This is a genomic window from Cupriavidus sp. 207A1, from assembly GCF_057798955.1.
Window position 1 is genome coordinate 139788 of record NZ_JBYOJO010000002.1, and the last position, 17030, is coordinate 156817.

Sequence of the window (17030 nt, forward strand, 5' to 3'; positions counted from 1 at the left end):
AAGGCCGCGCTGGAACTCGCCAGCAGCATGATCGGCGACCAGCAGGCCACCGCAGCCGCTCTGAAGGCTCAGAACAGCGAACCCTGCGGATCGTCCTTGCCGCTGGGCTCCGCCGCCGGCGGGCGAAAACGCGAAGTATCCAGTTCAAACCGGTTGTAGCGGAAGCCGAGCCGTTCGGCGGCCTTGTAGAAGCGCTGGCGCAGCAAGTCCGCCCACACACCGGTTCCGCGCATGCGCGTGGCAAAGTTCGCATCGTAGGCTTTGCCTTCGCGCATGTCCCGCACTCGGTTCATGACGCGTTCGGCCCGGTCGGGGAAGTGTGCCTGCAGCCATTCCTCGAACAGCGGCCGCACCTCCCACGGCAACCGCAGCACGATGTAGTTCGCATAGACGGCGCCCGCCTCGCGCGCCGCTTCCAGCACGCGCTCCAGGTCAGGCTCGGTGATGAAGGGGATCACCGGGGCGATGCTGACCCCAACCGGGATGCCGGCGTCGGTCAGCGTGCGGATGGTGCGCAGCCGGCGCGACGGCGTCGCCGCACGTGGCTCCAGCGTGCGCGCAATGCCGGCGTCGAGCGTGGTGATGGTCAGTGCCGCCACCGCCAGCCGCTTGGCCGCCATCGGCGCGAGCAGGTCGATATCGCGCTCGATCAGCGACGACTTGGTGATCAGCGCCACCGGGTGGTCGCATGCGTGCAGCACTTCGAGCAGGCTGCGCGTGATGCGCTGTTCACGCTCGATCGGCTGGTATGCGTCGGTGTTGACGCCCAGCGCGATGGTCTCGCAACGGTATGACGGCCGCGCCAGCGTTTCGCGCAGGCGCTCGGCGGCATTGGTCTTGGCATAGAGCTGGGTTTCGAAGTCCAGCCCCGGCGACAGGTCCAGGTAGGCGTGCGTCGGCCGGGCGAAGCAATAGATGCAGCCGTGCTCGCACCCGCGGTAGGGATTCAGTGAAACGTCGAACGGGACATCCGGCGAAGCATTGCGCGTCAGCACGGAGCGGGCGCGCTCGAAATGGACTTCGGTGCGCAATGGCGGCAGCGGCGCGTCGTCGGTGAGCGCAATGGCTTCCGGCACCGCAGCGGTGTCTTCCGGCACCGGGCCCCAGCCATCGTCGAACGCCTCGCGCTGGTCGCGCTCGAAACGCCCCTGCAGGTTGCTGACGGCGCCGCGGCCCTTGCGCGCCGCGGGCGGCCGCGCGCCGGCCTGCGGCGCCTGCGCGTCGGCATCGGCCTCGCGCCGCGTCGCGCCGGCGAGCGGCCTTGCGGGGGATTTGGGTTTTGGCGGGGGGCGCACCATGCTGGCCTTCGTTACGCGGCCTGGCTCTTCTCCTCTACCGAGATGGCCAGTGTCTCCTTGATCTCTTCCATCACCACATAGCTCTTCGACTGTGCCGCGCCCGGCAGCTGCAGCAGGATGTCGCCCAGCAGCCGGCGGTATTCGCCGATCTCGCGGATGCGCGCCTTGATCAGGTAGTCGAAATCGCCCGACACCAGGTGGCATTCCAGCACTTCCGGAATCCGCAGCACCTCGCGGCGGAACTGCTCGAACATATTGCCCGATTTGTTGCCCAGCGAGATCTCCACGAACACCAGCAGCGCACTGCCCAGCAGCGCCGGGTTGAGCCGTGCGTAGTAGCCCATGATGACACCATCGCGCTCCAGGCGCTTGACGCGCTCGATGCACGGCGTGATGGTCAGCCCGACCGCCTCGGCCAGGTCTTTCATCGACATCCTGCCGTCGCTCTGCAGCGCCGTCAGGATCTTGCGGTCGAGCCGGTCGAGCGTGCGCTGGGGCTGGCGACTCGTTCTCATTAGTTTTTCCTGTTTTCCTGAGAAATTCGGTAACTATGACTGGAATGCATTCAATAGTATAGAGACAAATCCTCTATACCGTAGTCATCGCAGTTGGAGCCCCCGAAATGCGCGTTCTCGTACTTGGCAGTGGCGTGATTGGCGTCACCAGTGCGTGGTACCTGGCCAAGGCTGGCCATGAAGTGACCGTGGTCGACCGCGAGGCCGGCCCCGCGCTCGGCACCAGCTTTGCCAATGCGGGCCAGATCTCGCCCGGCTACGCGTCGCCGTGGGCCGCGCCCGGCGTGCCGCTGAAGGCGATCAAGTGGATGTTCCAGGAACACGCGCCGCTCAGCATCCGCCCGGACGGCACGCTGTTCCAGCTGCAATGGATGTGGCAGATGCTGCTGAACTGCAGCGCCGGGCGCTATGCCGTCAACAAGGAGCGCATGGTGCGGCTGGCCGAATACAGCCGCGACTGCATCCGCGCCCTGCGCGCGGAAACCGGCATTGCCTACGAAGGCCGCCAGCAAGGCACGCTGCAGGTGTTCCGCACCGACGAGCAGCTGCACGGCGCGGCCAAGGACATCGCCGTGCTGGAAGAAGCCGGGGTGCCCTACCAGTTGCTTTCGCGCGAGGAACTCGCCGCGAGCGAACCGGCGCTGGCCGCTGTCAGCCACAAGCTGGCCGGCGGCCTGCGCCTCCCCAATGATGAAACCGGTGACTGCCAGCTGTTTACCCAGCAGCTGGCAGGCATGGCCGAATCTCTGGGGGTCAGGTTCCTGTACAACCGCTCGATCGACAGCCTGGTGACCCAGGGCGACGCCGTCATCGGCGCCATGGTCAATGGTGAGCCGATGATGGCCGACCTGGTGGTGGTGGCGCTGGGCAGCTGGTCGACGCAGCTGGTCAAACCCTTCCTGCGCGGCATGTCCAACCTGCCGGTGTATCCGCTCAAGGGCTTCTCGATCACCGTGCCGCTCAGCGATGCCTCGCGCGCGCCGGTCTCGACGGTGCTCGACGAGACCTACAAGGTGGCGCTGACCCGCTTCGACGACCGTATCCGCGTGGGCGGCATGGCGCAGATCGTCGGCTATGACCGCAGCCTCGACCCGGCCAAGCGCCGCACGCTCGAGCATGTGGTGACCGACCTGTTCCCGGGCGCCGGCGATGTCAGCCAGGCCACCTTCTGGACCGGCCTGCGCCCGATGACGCCGGACGGCACCCCGATCGTCGGCCCGACCCAGGTGCGCGGCCTGTGGCTGAACACCGGCCACGGCACGCTCGGCTGGACCATGGCCTGCGGCTCGGGCAAGCTGCTGTCGGACCTGGTCTCGGGCAAGTCGCCGGCGATCCGCGCCGACGACCTGTCGGTCAGCCGCTACCTGAAGCCGGCACGCCATCACCTGGCGCCGCGCCCGGCAGCCGCCTGATACAAGGCCGGTTTTCCCAAGCAAAAAAGGGCGACCTTGCAGGTCGCCCTTTTTTATCCGCGCGCCGCGCGCAACGCTCAGAACTGCTCGGCGCTCAAGGCATTGGCCGGCGCCCCGCCGCCGACCACGGCATCGCGCAGCGCCGGTGCCTGCGACAGGATGTGCTCGGCGAAGAAATGCGCGGTGGCGATCTTGGCCTCGTGGAAGGCAGGATCGTCGGCCCGTTTTGCGTCAGCGGCCAGCATGGCGCGGCCGACCTGCCAGCCGGAGAACACGATGCCGCACAGCTTCAGGTAAGGCACGCTGCCGGCAAACACGGCGTTCGGATCCGACTTGGCATTGGCGACGACGAACTCGACCACGGCCTCCAGCGCGGCGCGGCCCTTGGCCAGCTGCGCCTGCACCGCGGTGAATGCCGCGCCGCCGTGCCGGCCGAGCGCGGCCTCGGTCTCGGCAATCTGCGCGCAGATCTCGCGTGCCACGGCGCCGCCGTCGCGCAAGGTCTTGCGGCCGACCAGGTCGTTGGCCTGGATTGCCGTGGTGCCCTCGTAGATCGGCAGGATGCGTGCGTCGCGGTAGTGCTGCGCCGCGCCGGTTTCCTCGATAAAGCCCATGCCGCCGTGCACCTGCACGCCGAGGCTGGTGACATCGATCGACAGCTCGGTGCTCCAGCCCTTCACCACCGGCACCATGAATTCGTAGAGCGCCTGGTTCTGCCGGCGCACGGCTTCGTCGGGATGCTGGTGCGCCGCATCGCTGGCGGCCGCGGCCACGTACGCCACCGCGCGCGCGCCTTCGGTCAGCGCGCGCATGGTCATCAGCATGCGCTTGACGTCGGGATGGTGGATGATGGTCACCGCCTCGCGCGCCGAGCCATCCACGGGGCGGCTCTGCACGCGCTCGCGCGCATACGCTACCGCCTGCTGGTAGGCGCGCTCGGACACCGCGATGCCCTGCATGCCGACCGAGAAACGCGCCGAGTTCATCATGATGAACATGTACTCGAGGCCCCGGTTTTCTTCGCCCACCAGCGTGCCGATCGCACCGCCATGGTCGCCGAACTGCAGCACCGCCGTGGGGCTGGCCTTGATGCCCAGCTTGTGTTCGATCGAGACGCAATGCACGTCGTTGCGCGCCCCGGTGCTGCCATCGTCATTGACCAGGAACTTGGGCACGATGAACAGCGAGATGCCCTTCACGCCCTCGGGCGCGTCGGGGGTGCGGGCCAGCACGAGATGGACGATGTTCTGCGCCATGTCGTGCTCGCCGTAGGTGATGAAGATCTTGGTGCCGAACACCTTGTAGGTGCCGTCGCCCTGCGGCTCGGCGCGGGTGCGCACCGCGGCCAGGTCCGAGCCCGCCTGCGGCTCGGTCAGGTTCATGGTGCCGGTCCACTCGCCCGAGATCAGCTTCGGCAGGAAGGTGGCCTTCTGCGCGTCGGAACCTGCCGTCAGCAGCGCCTCGATGGCGCCGTCGGTCAGCAGCGGGCACAGCGCGAACGACAGGTTCGCGCTGTTCAGCATCTCGTTGCACGCCGTGGCGATCAGCTTGGGCAGGCCCTGGCCGCCGAATTCCTGCGGATGCAGCACGCCCTGCCAGCCACCCTCGCCGAACTGGCGGAAGGCTTCCCTGAAGCCGGGCGTGGTGGTGACCACGCCATCCTTCCAGCTGCTCGGATCGAGGTCGCCGGCGCGGTTCAGCGGCGCCACCACCTGTTCGTTGAACTTGGCCGCCTCGTCGAGCACGGCCTCGGCCGTCTCGGGGGTGGCTTCCTCGAAGCCGGGCAGCTGGCTGACGGCCTCAAGGCCGGCCAGCTCGTTCATGACGAACAGCATGTCCTTGATCGGCGCACGGTAGGTCATCGATGTCTCCCAACATGTATGAAAAAGCCGTTCGCGGGTCGCCCCCGGAACGGCTCGATACTTGCTGCCTGCTGCTATCCGTGCCGGCCGCAATGCGGTCGGCACGGCCGGCGCGGCATCAGCCCAGTGCCGCCACCAGCTCCGGCACCACGGTGTTCAGGTCGCCCACCAGGCCGTAATCGGCCACGGAGAAGATCGGGGCTTCGGCGTCCTTGTTGATCGCGACGATCACCTTGGAGTCCTTCATGCCGGCCAGGTGCTGGATCGCGCCCGAGATGCCGACGGCGATATACAGCTGCGGCGCGACGATCTTGCCGGTCTGGCCGACCTGGTAGTCGTTCGGCACGAAGCCGGCGTCCACCGCGGCGCGCGAGGCGCCCAGCGCGGCGTTCAGCTTGTCGGCCAGCGGCGTCAGCACCTTGGTGTAGTTCTCGCCCGAACCCACGCCACGGCCACCCGAGACGATGATCTTGGCGGCGGTCAGTTCCGGACGGTCGCTCTTGGCCACTTCGCGCGAAACGAATTGCGAAACGCCCGCGTCGGCCACGGCCGGCAGGGTCTCGACGGCGGCCGAGCCACCTTCGGCAGCGGCGGCGTCGAAGGCGGTGCCGCGCACGGTGATGACCTTGATCTTGTCTTCCGACTTGACCGTGGCGATGGCGTTGCCGGCGTAGATCGGACGCTCGAAGGTGTCCGGGGCGTCGACCTTGGAGATTTCCGAGATCTGGGCCACGTCCAGCTTGGCGGCCACGCGCGGCAGGATGTTCTTGCCGTACGGGGTGGCCGGGGCCAGGATGTGCGAGTAGTCGTTGGCGATGGCCAGCGCCTGCTCGGCCACGTTCTCGGCCAGGCCGTCGCCGAAGTAGGCGGCATCGGCCAGCAGGACCTTGGTCACGCCCGCGATCTTGGCGGCGGCATCGGCCGCGGCCTTGGCGTTGGAACCGGCCACCAGCACGTGCACGTCGCCGCCGCACTGGGCTGCGGCGGTCACGGTGTTGAGCGTGGCGCCCTTGATCGATTGATTGTCGTGTTCAGCAATGACGAGTGCAGTCATGTTCTCTCTCCCCCGCGCTCAGATAACCTTGGCTTCGTTCTTCAGCTTCTGCACCAGCGTCGCGACGTCCGGCACCATCACACCCGCGCTGCGCTTGGGCGGCTCGACCACTTTCAGGGTCGACAGGCGCGGCTTGACGTCGACGCCGAGGTCTTCCGGCTTGACGGTGTCGAGCGGCTTCTTCTTCGCCTTCATGATGTTCGGCAGCGTGACGTAGCGCGGCTCGTTCAGGCGCAGGTCGGTGGTCACCACCGCCGGCAGGCTCAGCGACAGCGTTTCCAGGCCGCCGTCGACTTCACGCGTGACCGAGGCCTTGCCGTCGGCCACCACCACCTTCGAGGCGAACGTGGCTTGCGGCAGGTTGGCCAGCGCGGCGACCATCTGGCCGGTCTGGTTGGAGTCGTCGTCGATGGCCTGCTTGCCCAGGATCACCAGTTGCGGCTGTTCCTTGTCGATCAGCGCCTTCAGCAGCTTGGCCACGGCCAGCGGTTGCAGGTCTTCGTTCGATTCCACCAGGATGCCGCGGTCGGCACCGATGGCCATCGCGGTGCGCAGGGTTTCCTGGCACTGCGTGACACCGCACGACACGGCGACCACTTCGGTGGCAACGCCGGCTTCCTTCAGGCGCACGGCCTCTTCCACGGCGATTTCGTCGAAGGGGTTCATGCTCATCTTGACGTTGGCCAGATCGACGCCCGAACCGTCCGCCTTGACGCGGACCTTGACGTTGTAATCCACCACCCGCTTGACTGCGACGAGTACTTTCATGCGCTCACTCCACTGATAGCTGATAGTCAGAAATTTTGTTCGCTCGTCATTATAACCACCGGGTTGGCGGCTCTCCTATTTTTCGAACGATCGTACTATTTTATCGGCAAAATGATGCCGGGCATAGGCCCGGCACCTTTTTTACCGGTCAGGCGATTGTGCCGCAAAGCCACGCCGGCAGGCTTCGTCCGATTGGATGAAACCCTCGAGTGACGCCGGCTTACCAGGAAATTACCAGGCGGTGATGACCGAATCCTTGAAGGTCGATGTGACGTATTGCTTGATTTCAGGCGAATGGTAGGCCTTCACCAGCTTGGCCACCCAGGGCTTGCTCTTGTCGGCGTCGCGGATCGCAATCAGGTTGGCGTACGGCCCCTTCGGGCCTTCCATGGCGATCGCGTCCTTGGTCGGCGACAGGCCCGCTGACTCGGCATAGTTGCCGTTGATCGCGGCTGCATCCAGGTCGTCCAGCGAACGCGGCAGCTGCGCGGCGTCGAGCTCGACGATGCGGATCTTCTTTGGGTTTTCCGCGATGTCCAGCGGCGTGGCCTTCAGGCCCGCGTTGGGCTTGAGCTTGATCACGCCCTGGCTCTGCAGCAGCAACAGCCCGCGGCCACCATTGGTGGGATCGTTGGGCACGCCCACGCGCGCGCCCTGCTTGAGCTGGTCGAGCGACTTGATCTTCTTCGAGTACACGCCCATCGGGAACGTCACCGTGTAGGCGATATGGGTGAACTTGTAGCCCCGGTCCTTGATCTGGGCTTCCAGGTACGGCAGGTGTTGGTAGCTGTTGGCATCCAGGTCGCCGGCGGCCAGCGCGGCGTTGGGCTGGATGTAGTCGCTGAACTCGACCACCTGGATATTGAGGCCGTCTTTCGCGGCGACCTTTTTCACCTGTTCCATGATCTGGGCGTGCGGGCCGCCGGTGACGCCGATCTTGATCGGCTTGTCCTGGGCGATCGCGCCGGTGGCCAGCGAGGCGCCGAGCACGGCGCCGAGCATCCATTGCAGCAGGTTGCGACGTTGCATGATGTACGTTCCTATCTCGAAAAAGTCTGGGTTCAACGGTGGCTGATGCGGCGGACCAGCCAGTCGCCGAAGCTCTGCACCGCCTGCACGAACACGATCAGGATCACCACCACCGCGACCATCACCTCGGTGATGTAGCGCTGGTAGCCATAGCGGATGCCCAGGTCGCCCAGGCCGCCGCCGCCGATCGCGCCGGCCATGGCCGAATAGCCGACCAGGCTGACGAAGGTGATGGTCAGGCCGGCGACGATGCCGGGCATGGCCTCGGGCAGCAGCACCTTCCACACGATCTGGCGCGTGGTGGCGCCCATCGACTGCGCCGCCTCGACCAGGCCCTTGTCGACCTCGCGCAGCGCGCTTTCGACCAGGCGCGCGATAAACGGGATCGCCGCGATGGTCAGCGGCACGATCGCCGCAGTGGTGCCTATCGACGAGCCGACGATAAAGCGCGTAAACGGAATCACCACCACCAGCAGGATGATGAACGGGATCGAGCGCACCGCGTTGACCACCACGCCGATGGTGCGGTTGAACAGCGGGTGCGACAGCACGCCGCCGCGGTTGGTCAGGTGCAGCAGCACGCCCAGCGGCACGCCCAGCAGCGCGCCGACCACGCCCGAGATCGCCACCATCAGCAGGGTCTCGTTGAACGACGTCAGGAACAGGTCAAACATTTCAGACCACATGTTCGAACTCCTCCACCACGACGCCTTGCGCCTGCAGGTATTCCATTGCTGCCTTCACATCGGCCAGTTCGCCGGTGGCCATGATCGCCAGCGAGCCGAAGGCCTGGCCCTGGATCTCGTCGATATGGCCGTGCAGGATGTTGAAATCCAGCCCGTAGCGGCGGATCGCCTGCGCCAGCACCGGCTGGTCGACACCCTCGCCGGTGAAGGCGAGGCGGTAGACGTGGTCGCGCCCGTTGCCGAGCCGGCTTTCGACGCGCTTGAGCACGCTCGCCGGCAGCTCCTGCGAGATGACGTCGCCGATCATGGCGCGCGTGACCTCGTGCTGCGGCCGCAGGAATACGTCGATCACGCGCCCGCTCTCCACCACCTGGCCGGCCTCGAGCACGGCGACGCGGTCGCAGACCTGCTTGATGACTTCCATCTGGTGCGTGATCATCACGATGGTCAGGCCCAGCTCGCGGTTGATCTGCTTGAGCAGGTCCAGGATGGAACGGGTGGTCTCCGGGTCCAGCGCGGAAGTGGCTTCGTCCGACAGCAGCACCTTGGGCTGGCTTGCCAGCGCGCGCGCAATGCCCACGCGCTGCTTCTGCCCGCCGCTGATCTGCGCCGGGTAGCGGTCCTTCAGCGCCGACAGCCCGACCAGCTCCAGCAGCGGCAGCACGGTGGCGGCAATTTCAGCCCTGGGCTTGCCGGCCAGCTCCAGTGGCAGCGCCACGTTGTCATAGACGGTGCGCGACGACAGCAGGTTGAAGTGCTGGAAGATCATGCCGATCTCGCGCCGCGCCAGGCGCAGCGCGCCGTTGTCCAGCGCGGTCAGGTCCTGGCCGGCGACGACGACGCGGCCGCTGGTAGGCCGGTTCAGCAGGTTGATGGCGCGGACCAGCGTGCTCTTGCCCGCGCCGCTGCGCCCGATGATGCCGAAGACTTCGCCCGCCGCAATCGACAGGCTGACGTCCCGCAATGCATGCACGTCGCCAGACGCGCCCGGGAAGCGCTGCGACAGTCCTTGCAGTTCGATCATGGAAAAGGTGACCAAAAGAAAACGGCAACAGGCGAGGGATCTCCAGCGCTGTTGCCGCTCGTTATTTTTCTGAAGCGCGTATTTTATGCGATTCGCTTCATACCTTAAACGACTTTTTGCCGATGTCTTTATACGTTCCTGGCATATAAAGACCCATAAAGTCGATCAGGAGGCACGCCACGACGGCGACCGCTTGTCGATGAAGGCTTGTACCCCTTCCAGCGCCGACTCGTCCATCATGTTGCAGGCCATGGTCTGGCCGGCAAGCTGGTAAGCCGCCTCGATGCCCATCTCGAGCTGGCGGTAGAACAGCCCCTTGCCGGCGGCGACGGCGGCGGCCGGCTTGGCGCAGATGCTGGCGGCCAGCCGCGCCACTTCGGCGTCCAGTTCGCCGGCCGGCACCACCCGGTTGACCAGTCCGCGTTCGCGCGCACCGGCGGCGTCGATCATGTCGCCGGTCAGCAGCATCTCCATGGCCTGCTTGCGGTGCAGGTTGCGTGACAGCGCCACGCCCGGGGTCGAACAGAACAGGCCCAGGTTGACGCCCGACACGGCAAAGCGCGCATCGTCGGCGGCCACCGCCAGGTCGCACATCGCCACCAGCTGGCAGCCGGCCGCGGTGGCAATGCCATGGACCCGCGCGATCACCGGCTGCGGCATCTGCTGGATCGCCATCATCATGCGCGTGCAGCGGTCGAACAGGCGCCGGTAGTAATCGTGCGACGGCGCCGCGCGCATTTCGCGCAGGTCGTGGCCGGCGCAGAAGGCCTTGCCGGCGCCCGCCAGCACCACCACGCGCACGCTGGGGTCGGCAGCGAGCCGGCGCAGCGCTTCGGTGAGCGCATCGAGCAGCCCTTCGGACAAGGCGTTGAACGCCTGCGGCCGGTTCATGGTCAGGCGCGCCACGCCCGGGGCATCGCGCGATTCGGTCAGCAGCGGCGCGTCGACGCGCGCATCGTTCTCGGCCATGGCGGCGGTCTCCTAGTGCTCCAGCAGCACCTTCAGGTGGGCCAGCACGCTGCGGCCCAGCGCGCTGAGGTTGTAGCCGCCCTCGAGGCAGCTGACGATGCGGCCCTGCGCATGGGTGCGCGCGACGTCGACCAGCTGGCCGGTGATCCAGGCGTAGTCCTGCTCCACCAGGCCCATCTGGCCCAGGTCGTCCTCGCGGTGCGCGTCGAAGCCGGCCGAAATGAACAGCATCTGCGGACGGAATTCATTGAGGCGCGGCAGCCAGATGGTCTCGACCACCTCGCGCACCGCCATGCCGTTGCTGTAGGCCGGCAGCGGGATGTTGACCATGTTCGGCGCCAGGTGCTCGGTGCCGCTGTAGGGGTAGAACGGGTGCTGGAAGATGCTGCACATCATCACGCGCTCGTCGCCGCGGAACGCCGCCTCGGTGCCGTTGCCGTGATGGACGTCGAAGTCGATGATCGCAACGCGCTCAAGCCCGTGCGCCTGCAGCGCATGGCGCGCGGCAATGGCCACGTTGTTGTAGAAGCAGAAGCCCATGGCGCGGCCGGGCTCGGCGTGGTGGCCGGGCGGGCGCACGCAGCAAAAGGCGTTCTCGAACTCGCCGGCGATCACCGCATCGGTGGCCGCCACCGCCGCGCCCGCGGCCAGCGTCGCGGCGGCGAGCGTGTGCGCGTTCATCGAGGTGTCCGGATCGATCGCGTGGTAGCCGCTCGACGGGCTGGCGCTTGCAAGCGCGTCGACGTGCTCGGGCCGGTGCACGCGCTCGAGCTGCTCGCGCGTGGCGGGCGGCGCCTCGCGGCGCTCCAGCAGCCCGTCCAGGCCATGCGAAATCAGGTGATCCTCGATCGCCTGCAGGCGCTCCGGACACTCGGGGTGGAAGTGCCCCATCTCGTGCCGCTGGAACTCGGGGTGCGTGTAATAGCCGGTCGGCATCTCTTATCGTCGCAATGGGTTGCAGTGCGTCGCCATGTTGTCTCCAAACGTTACGTTAGCACAGGCCACGCCAAGGGACCCAGCAGCGCCGGCGCTCCATGCCGCACCCGCCGCGCCACGGATGCCGCGGTGGCATCCGCTATACTCGGTGCGACTTGCAAAGGACACCATGACCGACACCCAGCGCTCACTGCGACGCCCCCTGCTGGGCGCCGCGCTTTCCGCTGCCGCACTCGGACTCTGCGGCCTCTCTCCCAGCCTGCTCGCCGCCGGCAAACGCCGCGTCAGCGTGCGCGAGGAGGAAATCGAACCCGGCCGCTACCGCGACAACCCGCAAGCACGTGCCTTTATCGACGAGATGGTGGCGCGCCACGGCTTTGACCGTGGCATGCTGCAGGAATGGTTCGGGCAGGCGGTCTACTCGGCCACCGTGGTACGGCTGATCATGCCGCCCGCCACCACCGGGCGCAAAAGCTGGCGCACCTACCGCTCGCGCTTTATCGAGCCGATCCGCATCAATGCCGGCGTGCGCTTCTGGCAGGACAACCGCGACACGCTGCGCCGCGCCGAGGCCGAATTCGGCGTGCCGGCCTCGGTCATCGTCGGCATCATCGGCGTCGAAACCATCTATGGGCGCGACATGGGCTCGTTTCGCGTGCTCGACTCGCTGTCGACGCTGGCGTTCGACTACCCGGCCACGCCCAACCGCGAAGCCCGCAGCACGCTGTTCCGCAACCAGCTGGCCGACTACCTGCTGTGGTGCCGCGACACCCGCACCGACGTCTACTCGGTGCTGGGCTCGTATGCCGGCGCCATCGGCATTCCGCAGTTCATGCCGACCAGCCTGCGCGAATACGCCCTCGACTACGACAACAACGGCCACATCGACCTGCGCAACAGCCCCACCGATGCCATCGGCAGCGTGGCGCGCTTCCTGCAGCTGCACGGCTGGGAGCCGGGCCGTCCGGTGGTGTGGCGCATCGCCCCCGACACTGGCAGCCTGGGCATCGCCACCGCGGCTGCCGATGGCGAGCCGTGGCCGACCCGCACCCTCAACCAGCTGACCCGCGCCGGGCTGCGCGTGGACGAGCCCATCAACCTGGGGCGCGAAGGCGAAACCGGGGTGCTGGTGGTGGACCTGCCCACGCCCGACCAGCCTACCGAGTACCTGCTGGGCCTGCGCAACTTCTATGTGCTGACGCGGTACAACCGCAGCTTCTTCTATGCGCTGGCGGTGTACCAGCTGGGCGAGGCGGTCAAGGCGGCGATGGGCTGAGGCGGCACGGCCACAGCAAAAAAGGCCTCGCATCAGCGAGGCCTTTTTGTTTGCAGCGCTGTGGATCAGGCCGGGAACACGCCGGTCGACAGATAGCGGTCGCCGCGGTCGCACACCACGAAGACGATGGTGGCGTTCTCGACTTCCTCGGCGACGCGCAAGGCCACGCACAGCGCACCGGCGGCGGAAATGCCGCAGAAAATGCCCTCTTCCGATGCCATGCGGCGCGCCATGTGCTCGGCATCGCCCTGGCTCACCGGCTCGGTTCGGTCGATGAACTTGGGATCGTAGATCTTGGGCAGATACGCTTCGGGCCATTTGCGGATGCCCGGGATGCGCGAGCCTTCGGCTGGCTGCGCGCCGACGATCTGGATCGCGGGATTCTGCTCCTTGAGGAAGCGCGACACGCCGGTGATGGTGCCGGTGGTGCCCATCGCGGAAACGAAATGGGTGATGCGGCCGTCGGTATCGCGCCAGATTTCGGGGCCGGTGCCCTCGTAGTGGGCCTGCGGATTGTCCGGGTTGGCAAACTGGTCGAGGATCACGCCCTTTCCGTCGCGCTCCATCGAATCGGCCAGGTCGCGCGCATATTCCATGCCGCCCTTGACCGGCGTCAGGATGATCTCGGCGCCGTAGGCCGCCATGCTCTGGCGGCGCTCGAGGCTGAGGTCCTCGGGCATGATCAGCACCATCTTGTAGCCGCGGATGGCGGCTGCCATCGCCAGCGCGATGCCGGTATTGCCCGAGGTCGCTTCGATCAGCGTATCGCCCGGCTTGATGCGCCCGCGCGCTTCGGCCCGCGCGATCATCGACACCGCCGGGCGGTCCTTGACCGAACCGGCAGGATTGTTGCCTTCGAGCTTGCCGAGGATCACATTGCCGCGCGCGTCGTTGGCGGCGCCGGGGATGCGCTGCAGTCTGACCAGCGGCGTGTTGCCGATGGTGTCTTCAATTGTCTTGTAGGCCATGGGGCGAAGGAAGGTCGCAAACGGGGGAATCCAATTCGCCGGCCATTGTAATCCAGACCCCTATCCCCCGCCGGCAGGCGGGAATTGCGCGGCACCGGCCGCAACCGCCTGCCTGCGCCCGCCGTGCCTCAGTCTTCTTCGCGGTTGCCTTCGCCCAGCAGGTGGTACAGCAGGATGCAGCCGAAGGTGGCGGTGCCGATGCCGCCCAGCGTCATGCCGCCCAGCTTCAGCGTCAGGTCGCCGGCCGCCACCGTCAGCGTCGCGCCCACCGTGATCAGGTTGCGCGAGCTGGAGAAGTCCACGTGGTTCTGCACCCAGATCCGGCCCGCGGTAGCGGCGATCAGTCCGAACACGACGATGGTCAGGCCGCCGATCACCGGCCCCGGGATGGTCAGGATCAGGGCGCCGAACTTGGGCGAAAAGCCCAGCAAGATGGCCACCGCGGCCGCCACCACGAAGATCAGCGTCGAATAGATCTTGGTGACCGCCATCACCCCCATGTTCTCGGCATAGGTGGTCACGCCGGTGCCGCCGCCGCTGGCCGACAGCATGGTGGCAATGCCGTCGCCGATAAAGGCGCGGCCGATGTACGGATCCAGGTTGCGGCCGGTCATCACGCCGATGGCCTTGATATGGCCGAGGTTCTCGGCCACCAGCACGATCGCCACCGGCGCGATCAGCAGCATCGCCCCCAGTTCGAACGTCGGCGCGGTGAACGCCGGCAGGCCGAACCAGCTGGCGGCGGCCACGCCGGAGAAATCGATCGGCTTGCCCAGCCCCATCACGTTGGTGCCCAGGTAGTAGGCAACGTAGCCGGCCAGGCCGCCGATCAGCACCGGCAGGCGCCCGATCATGCCGGGCGCGCGCACCGCCACCAGCCCCACCGCGACCACCGTCAGCAACCCCACCCAGGTATCGAGCGCCGCGCCGCTGACCGCCTTCACCGCCACCGGGGCCAGGTTCAGCCCGATCGCCGCGACGATGGCGCCGGTCACCACCGGCGGCATCAGCTTTTCCACCCAGGCGTAGCCCGCCGCCTGCACCACCAGGCCGATCACGGTGTACAGCGCACCGGCGGCAATGATGCCGCCCAGCGCCACCGGGATATTGAGGTTGGGGCCGCTGCCGGCATAGCCGGTGGCGGCGATCACCACCGCAATGAAGGCAAAGCTGGAGCCCAGGTAGCTGGGCACCCGGCCGCGCACGCACAGGAAGAAGATCAGCGTGCCGATGCCGGAAAACAGGATGGCGATATTCGGGTTGAAGCCCATCAGGATCGGCGCGATGGCGGTCGAGCCGAACATCGCCACCACGTGCTGGATCCCGGCCAGCAGTGTCTGCCCCGCGGGCAGCCGCTCATCGGGGCCGATCACGCCCTCGGTCTTGAGCCGCCATTGCGGCAGGAATCCCGCGTCCTCGCCATTCGCCATATTGTCTTGCTCCCTGTGGTCCGGGCTGGCCACCGGATCGGCGGCCGCCGCGCTTGTGCCTGCTTGTTAGGTTGTGGAATGCCGGTCGGCAGCCGCGCGGCAGGTGCTGCCTGCGCGGCGTCCGCATGATACTCCGCCGCCACGGGGGCTGCGAAGCCGACAAGCTTTAGCACAACGCATACCAGCCACAACGCGCCCGGCCGCAGCACGACCGGGCACAGGGCAGCAGTGGCGGTGCTAGCGGGCCGGCTTTGCCGGTGCAGGCGTTGCCTTTGCCCCCTTGGCGGGCGCCGGCGTGGCCGCCGGTGCAGCAGATGGCGTGGCGGGGGACGACCCCTTGCCGGCAATGGTCAGGCCGGCGTCCTGCAGCTTGGCCACGGACTTGGGCCCGATGCCGCTGACGCGCTCGGCCAGGTCGGCGGCGTCCTTGTACGGCCCGCGCTTGTTGCGCTCTTCGACGATGTGGCGGGCCGTGGCCGGGCCCACGCCCTTGACCGAGGTCAGCGCCGCCTCGTCGGCGGTGTTGACGTCGACCGCGGCACGCGCGGTGCCGCCGGCAAGCAGGCACAAGGCTGCCGCGAGGGAGATCAGGGAAAAACGCCGGGCAAGCTGCCGGATCCAGTGCATGGCCATGAAGGCTCTCCTTTCCTGTGGATGGTCTGAGGTACCACCCCCGCCAGGGCGGCGAGGTCAGGTCAGGATAGGGGCGCGCCTTGATGGCGGCGCATGCGGCAACAAAAGTTGACACCGGCCGCACGAAAGCGTGTCAGCCGGCGCGAGGCAGGGACGATGCGGGGTTCAGCCGTTGCGCTCGAGCAGCCAGCGGCAGTAGCGCGCCACGCCTTCCTCGACGGTCAGGAAGCGCTCGCCGTAGCCGGCGCCGCGCAGCTTGGACACATCCGACTGCGTGAAGCACTGGTACTTGCCGCGCAGCGCGTCGGGAAACTTGACGTACTCGACCAGCCCTTCCTGCACCAGGTCGTCCAGCGACAGCGGCGGCTTGCCTTCGGCCTCGCGCAGCGTGTTGACCACGGTCGCGGCGATGTCGTTGAACGGCTGGGCACGGCCGGTGCCCAGGTTGAAGATGCCGGACTTCTCCGGATGGTCGAAGAAGAACAGGTTGACCTTGACCACGTCCTCGACCGAGATGAAATCGCGGCTCTGCATGCCGGGACCATAGCCGCCGTAGTCGCCGAACAGCTTCACCGTGCCGTCGGCACGGAACTGGTTGAAGTTGTGGAATGCCACCGACGCCATGCGGCCCTTGTGCGTTTCGCGCGGCCCGTACACGTTGAAGTAACGGAAGCCGACGATCTGCGACAGCGCCGACGGCAGCCGGCGCCGCACGATCTGGTCGAACAGGAACTTGGAGTAGCCGTACACGTTGAGCGGACGCTCGAACTCGCGGTCTTCGCGGAACACCTGCGAGGCGCCGTAGGTCGCCGCCGACGATGCGTAGAGGAACTGCGTGCCCTGCTCCAGGCAGCTCTCCATCAGCGACAGCGTGTAGCGGTAGTTGTTCTCCATCATATAGCGGCCGTCGGTCTCCATGGTGTCGGAGCAGGCGCCTTCATGGAACACCGCGCGGACCTTGCCGAACTCGCCGCGGGCAAAGCGCGCGAGGAAGTCCTGCTTGTCCAGGTAATCGGAGATCTCGCAGTCGACCAGGTTGTGGAACTTGTCGGCGCGGGTCAGGTTGTCGACGGCGATGACGTTGGTCTCGCCGCGTTCGTTCAGGCCCTTGACGAGATTGCTGCCGATGAAACCCGCGGCGCCGGTGACGATGATGGTCATGGTCGGATC

16 protein-coding genes are annotated in these 17030 nt (G+C 67.0%); 2 read left to right on the forward strand and 14 right to left on the reverse strand.

Annotated features, from left to right (window positions below; genetic code table 11):
• Positions 1 to 68: 68 nt before the first annotated feature.
• A complete protein-coding gene (locus AC3FMM_RS03435; RefSeq protein WP_115708613.1) occupies positions 69 to 1298 on the reverse strand; it encodes a PA0069 family radical SAM protein in 1230 nt (409 codons plus the stop codon).
• Positions 1299 to 1309: 11 nt separating this feature from the next.
• A complete protein-coding gene (locus tag AC3FMM_RS03440) occupies positions 1310 to 1813 on the reverse strand; it encodes an Lrp/AsnC ligand binding domain-containing protein (RefSeq protein ID WP_012352108.1) in 504 nt (167 codons plus the stop codon).
• Positions 1814 to 1920: 107 nt separating this feature from the next.
• Between AC3FMM_RS03440 and AC3FMM_RS03445 the strand changes: the two genes are divergently transcribed.
• Positions 1921 to 3225: a D-amino acid dehydrogenase gene (locus tag AC3FMM_RS03445; RefSeq protein WP_326347362.1), complete on the forward strand. Its 1305-nt coding sequence runs from the start codon at positions 1921 to 1923 to the stop codon at positions 3223 to 3225.
• Between the two features lie 77 nt (positions 3226 to 3302).
• Here the strand turns inward: AC3FMM_RS03445 and AC3FMM_RS03450 are convergent, their stop codons facing one another.
• The 8 genes from AC3FMM_RS03450 to AC3FMM_RS03485 all read right to left on the reverse strand — a co-directional run bounded on the left by AC3FMM_RS03450 (position 3303) and on the right by AC3FMM_RS03485 (position 11553).
• Positions 3303 to 5087, reverse strand: coding sequence for an acyl-CoA dehydrogenase (locus tag AC3FMM_RS03450; protein WP_488686117.1), 1785 nt, complete (start codon positions 5085 to 5087; stop codon positions 3303 to 3305).
• A gap of 118 nt (positions 5088 to 5205) precedes the next feature.
• Complete coding sequence (locus AC3FMM_RS03455) at positions 5206 to 6141, reverse strand: electron transfer flavoprotein subunit alpha/FixB family protein (protein ID WP_018007045.1); 936 nt, start codon at positions 6139 to 6141, stop codon at positions 5206 to 5208.
• 18 nt (positions 6142 to 6159) lie between these two features.
• Positions 6160 to 6909: an electron transfer flavoprotein subunit beta/FixA family protein gene (locus tag AC3FMM_RS03460; protein ID WP_062797375.1), complete on the reverse strand. Its 750-nt coding sequence runs from the start codon at positions 6907 to 6909 to the stop codon at positions 6160 to 6162.
• Between the two features lie 231 nt (positions 6910 to 7140).
• Entirely contained in the window at positions 7141 to 7938 is a 798-nt protein-coding gene (locus AC3FMM_RS03465) for a MetQ/NlpA family ABC transporter substrate-binding protein (protein ID WP_326347361.1), read from the reverse strand.
• A gap of 32 nt (positions 7939 to 7970) precedes the next feature.
• Positions 7971 to 8624 (reverse strand): methionine ABC transporter permease, encoded by a 654-nt coding sequence (locus AC3FMM_RS03470; RefSeq protein WP_092308203.1) that lies wholly within the window; start codon positions 8622 to 8624, stop codon positions 7971 to 7973.
• A complete protein-coding gene (locus tag AC3FMM_RS03475; protein ID WP_115711579.1) occupies positions 8614 to 9648 on the reverse strand; it encodes a methionine ABC transporter ATP-binding protein in 1035 nt (344 codons plus the stop codon). The genes AC3FMM_RS03470 and AC3FMM_RS03475 overlap by 11 nt, the downstream gene beginning before the upstream one ends.
• Positions 9649 to 9813: 165 nt before the next feature.
• Positions 9814 to 10617: an enoyl-CoA hydratase gene (locus tag AC3FMM_RS03480; RefSeq protein WP_115708605.1), complete on the reverse strand. Its 804-nt coding sequence runs from the start codon at positions 10615 to 10617 to the stop codon at positions 9814 to 9816.
• A gap of 12 nt (positions 10618 to 10629) precedes the next feature.
• Entirely contained in the window at positions 10630 to 11553 is a 924-nt protein-coding gene (locus AC3FMM_RS03485) for a histone deacetylase family protein (RefSeq protein ID WP_115679712.1), read from the reverse strand.
• A 169-nt stretch (positions 11554 to 11722) separates the two neighbouring features.
• On the opposite strand from AC3FMM_RS03485, the gene mltB reads away from it, so the two are divergent.
• Positions 11723 to 12829, forward strand: a complete 1107-nt coding sequence (mltB, locus tag AC3FMM_RS03490; RefSeq protein WP_115708603.1) for a lytic murein transglycosylase B — start codon at positions 11723 to 11725, stop codon at positions 12827 to 12829.
• Between the two features lie 65 nt (positions 12830 to 12894).
• On the opposite strand, the gene cysM is transcribed toward mltB, so the two are convergent.
• The 4 genes from cysM to rfaD form a co-directional block, all read right to left on the reverse strand.
• Positions 12895 to 13797: a cysteine synthase CysM gene (gene cysM, locus AC3FMM_RS03495; RefSeq protein WP_326347360.1), complete on the reverse strand. Its 903-nt coding sequence runs from the start codon at positions 13795 to 13797 to the stop codon at positions 12895 to 12897.
• 128 nt (positions 13798 to 13925) lie between these two features.
• Positions 13926 to 15227 (reverse strand): solute carrier family 23 protein, encoded by a 1302-nt coding sequence (locus AC3FMM_RS03500; RefSeq protein WP_115679709.1) that lies wholly within the window; start codon positions 15225 to 15227, stop codon positions 13926 to 13928.
• Between the two features lie 237 nt (positions 15228 to 15464).
• Positions 15465 to 15860 (reverse strand): ComEA family DNA-binding protein, encoded by a 396-nt coding sequence (locus AC3FMM_RS03505; RefSeq protein WP_115679708.1) that lies wholly within the window; start codon positions 15858 to 15860, stop codon positions 15465 to 15467.
• A gap of 165 nt (positions 15861 to 16025) precedes the next feature.
• Entirely contained in the window at positions 16026 to 17021 is a 996-nt protein-coding gene (gene rfaD / locus AC3FMM_RS03510) for an ADP-glyceromanno-heptose 6-epimerase (protein WP_115679707.1), read from the reverse strand.
• Positions 17022 to 17030: the final 9 nt, after the last annotated feature.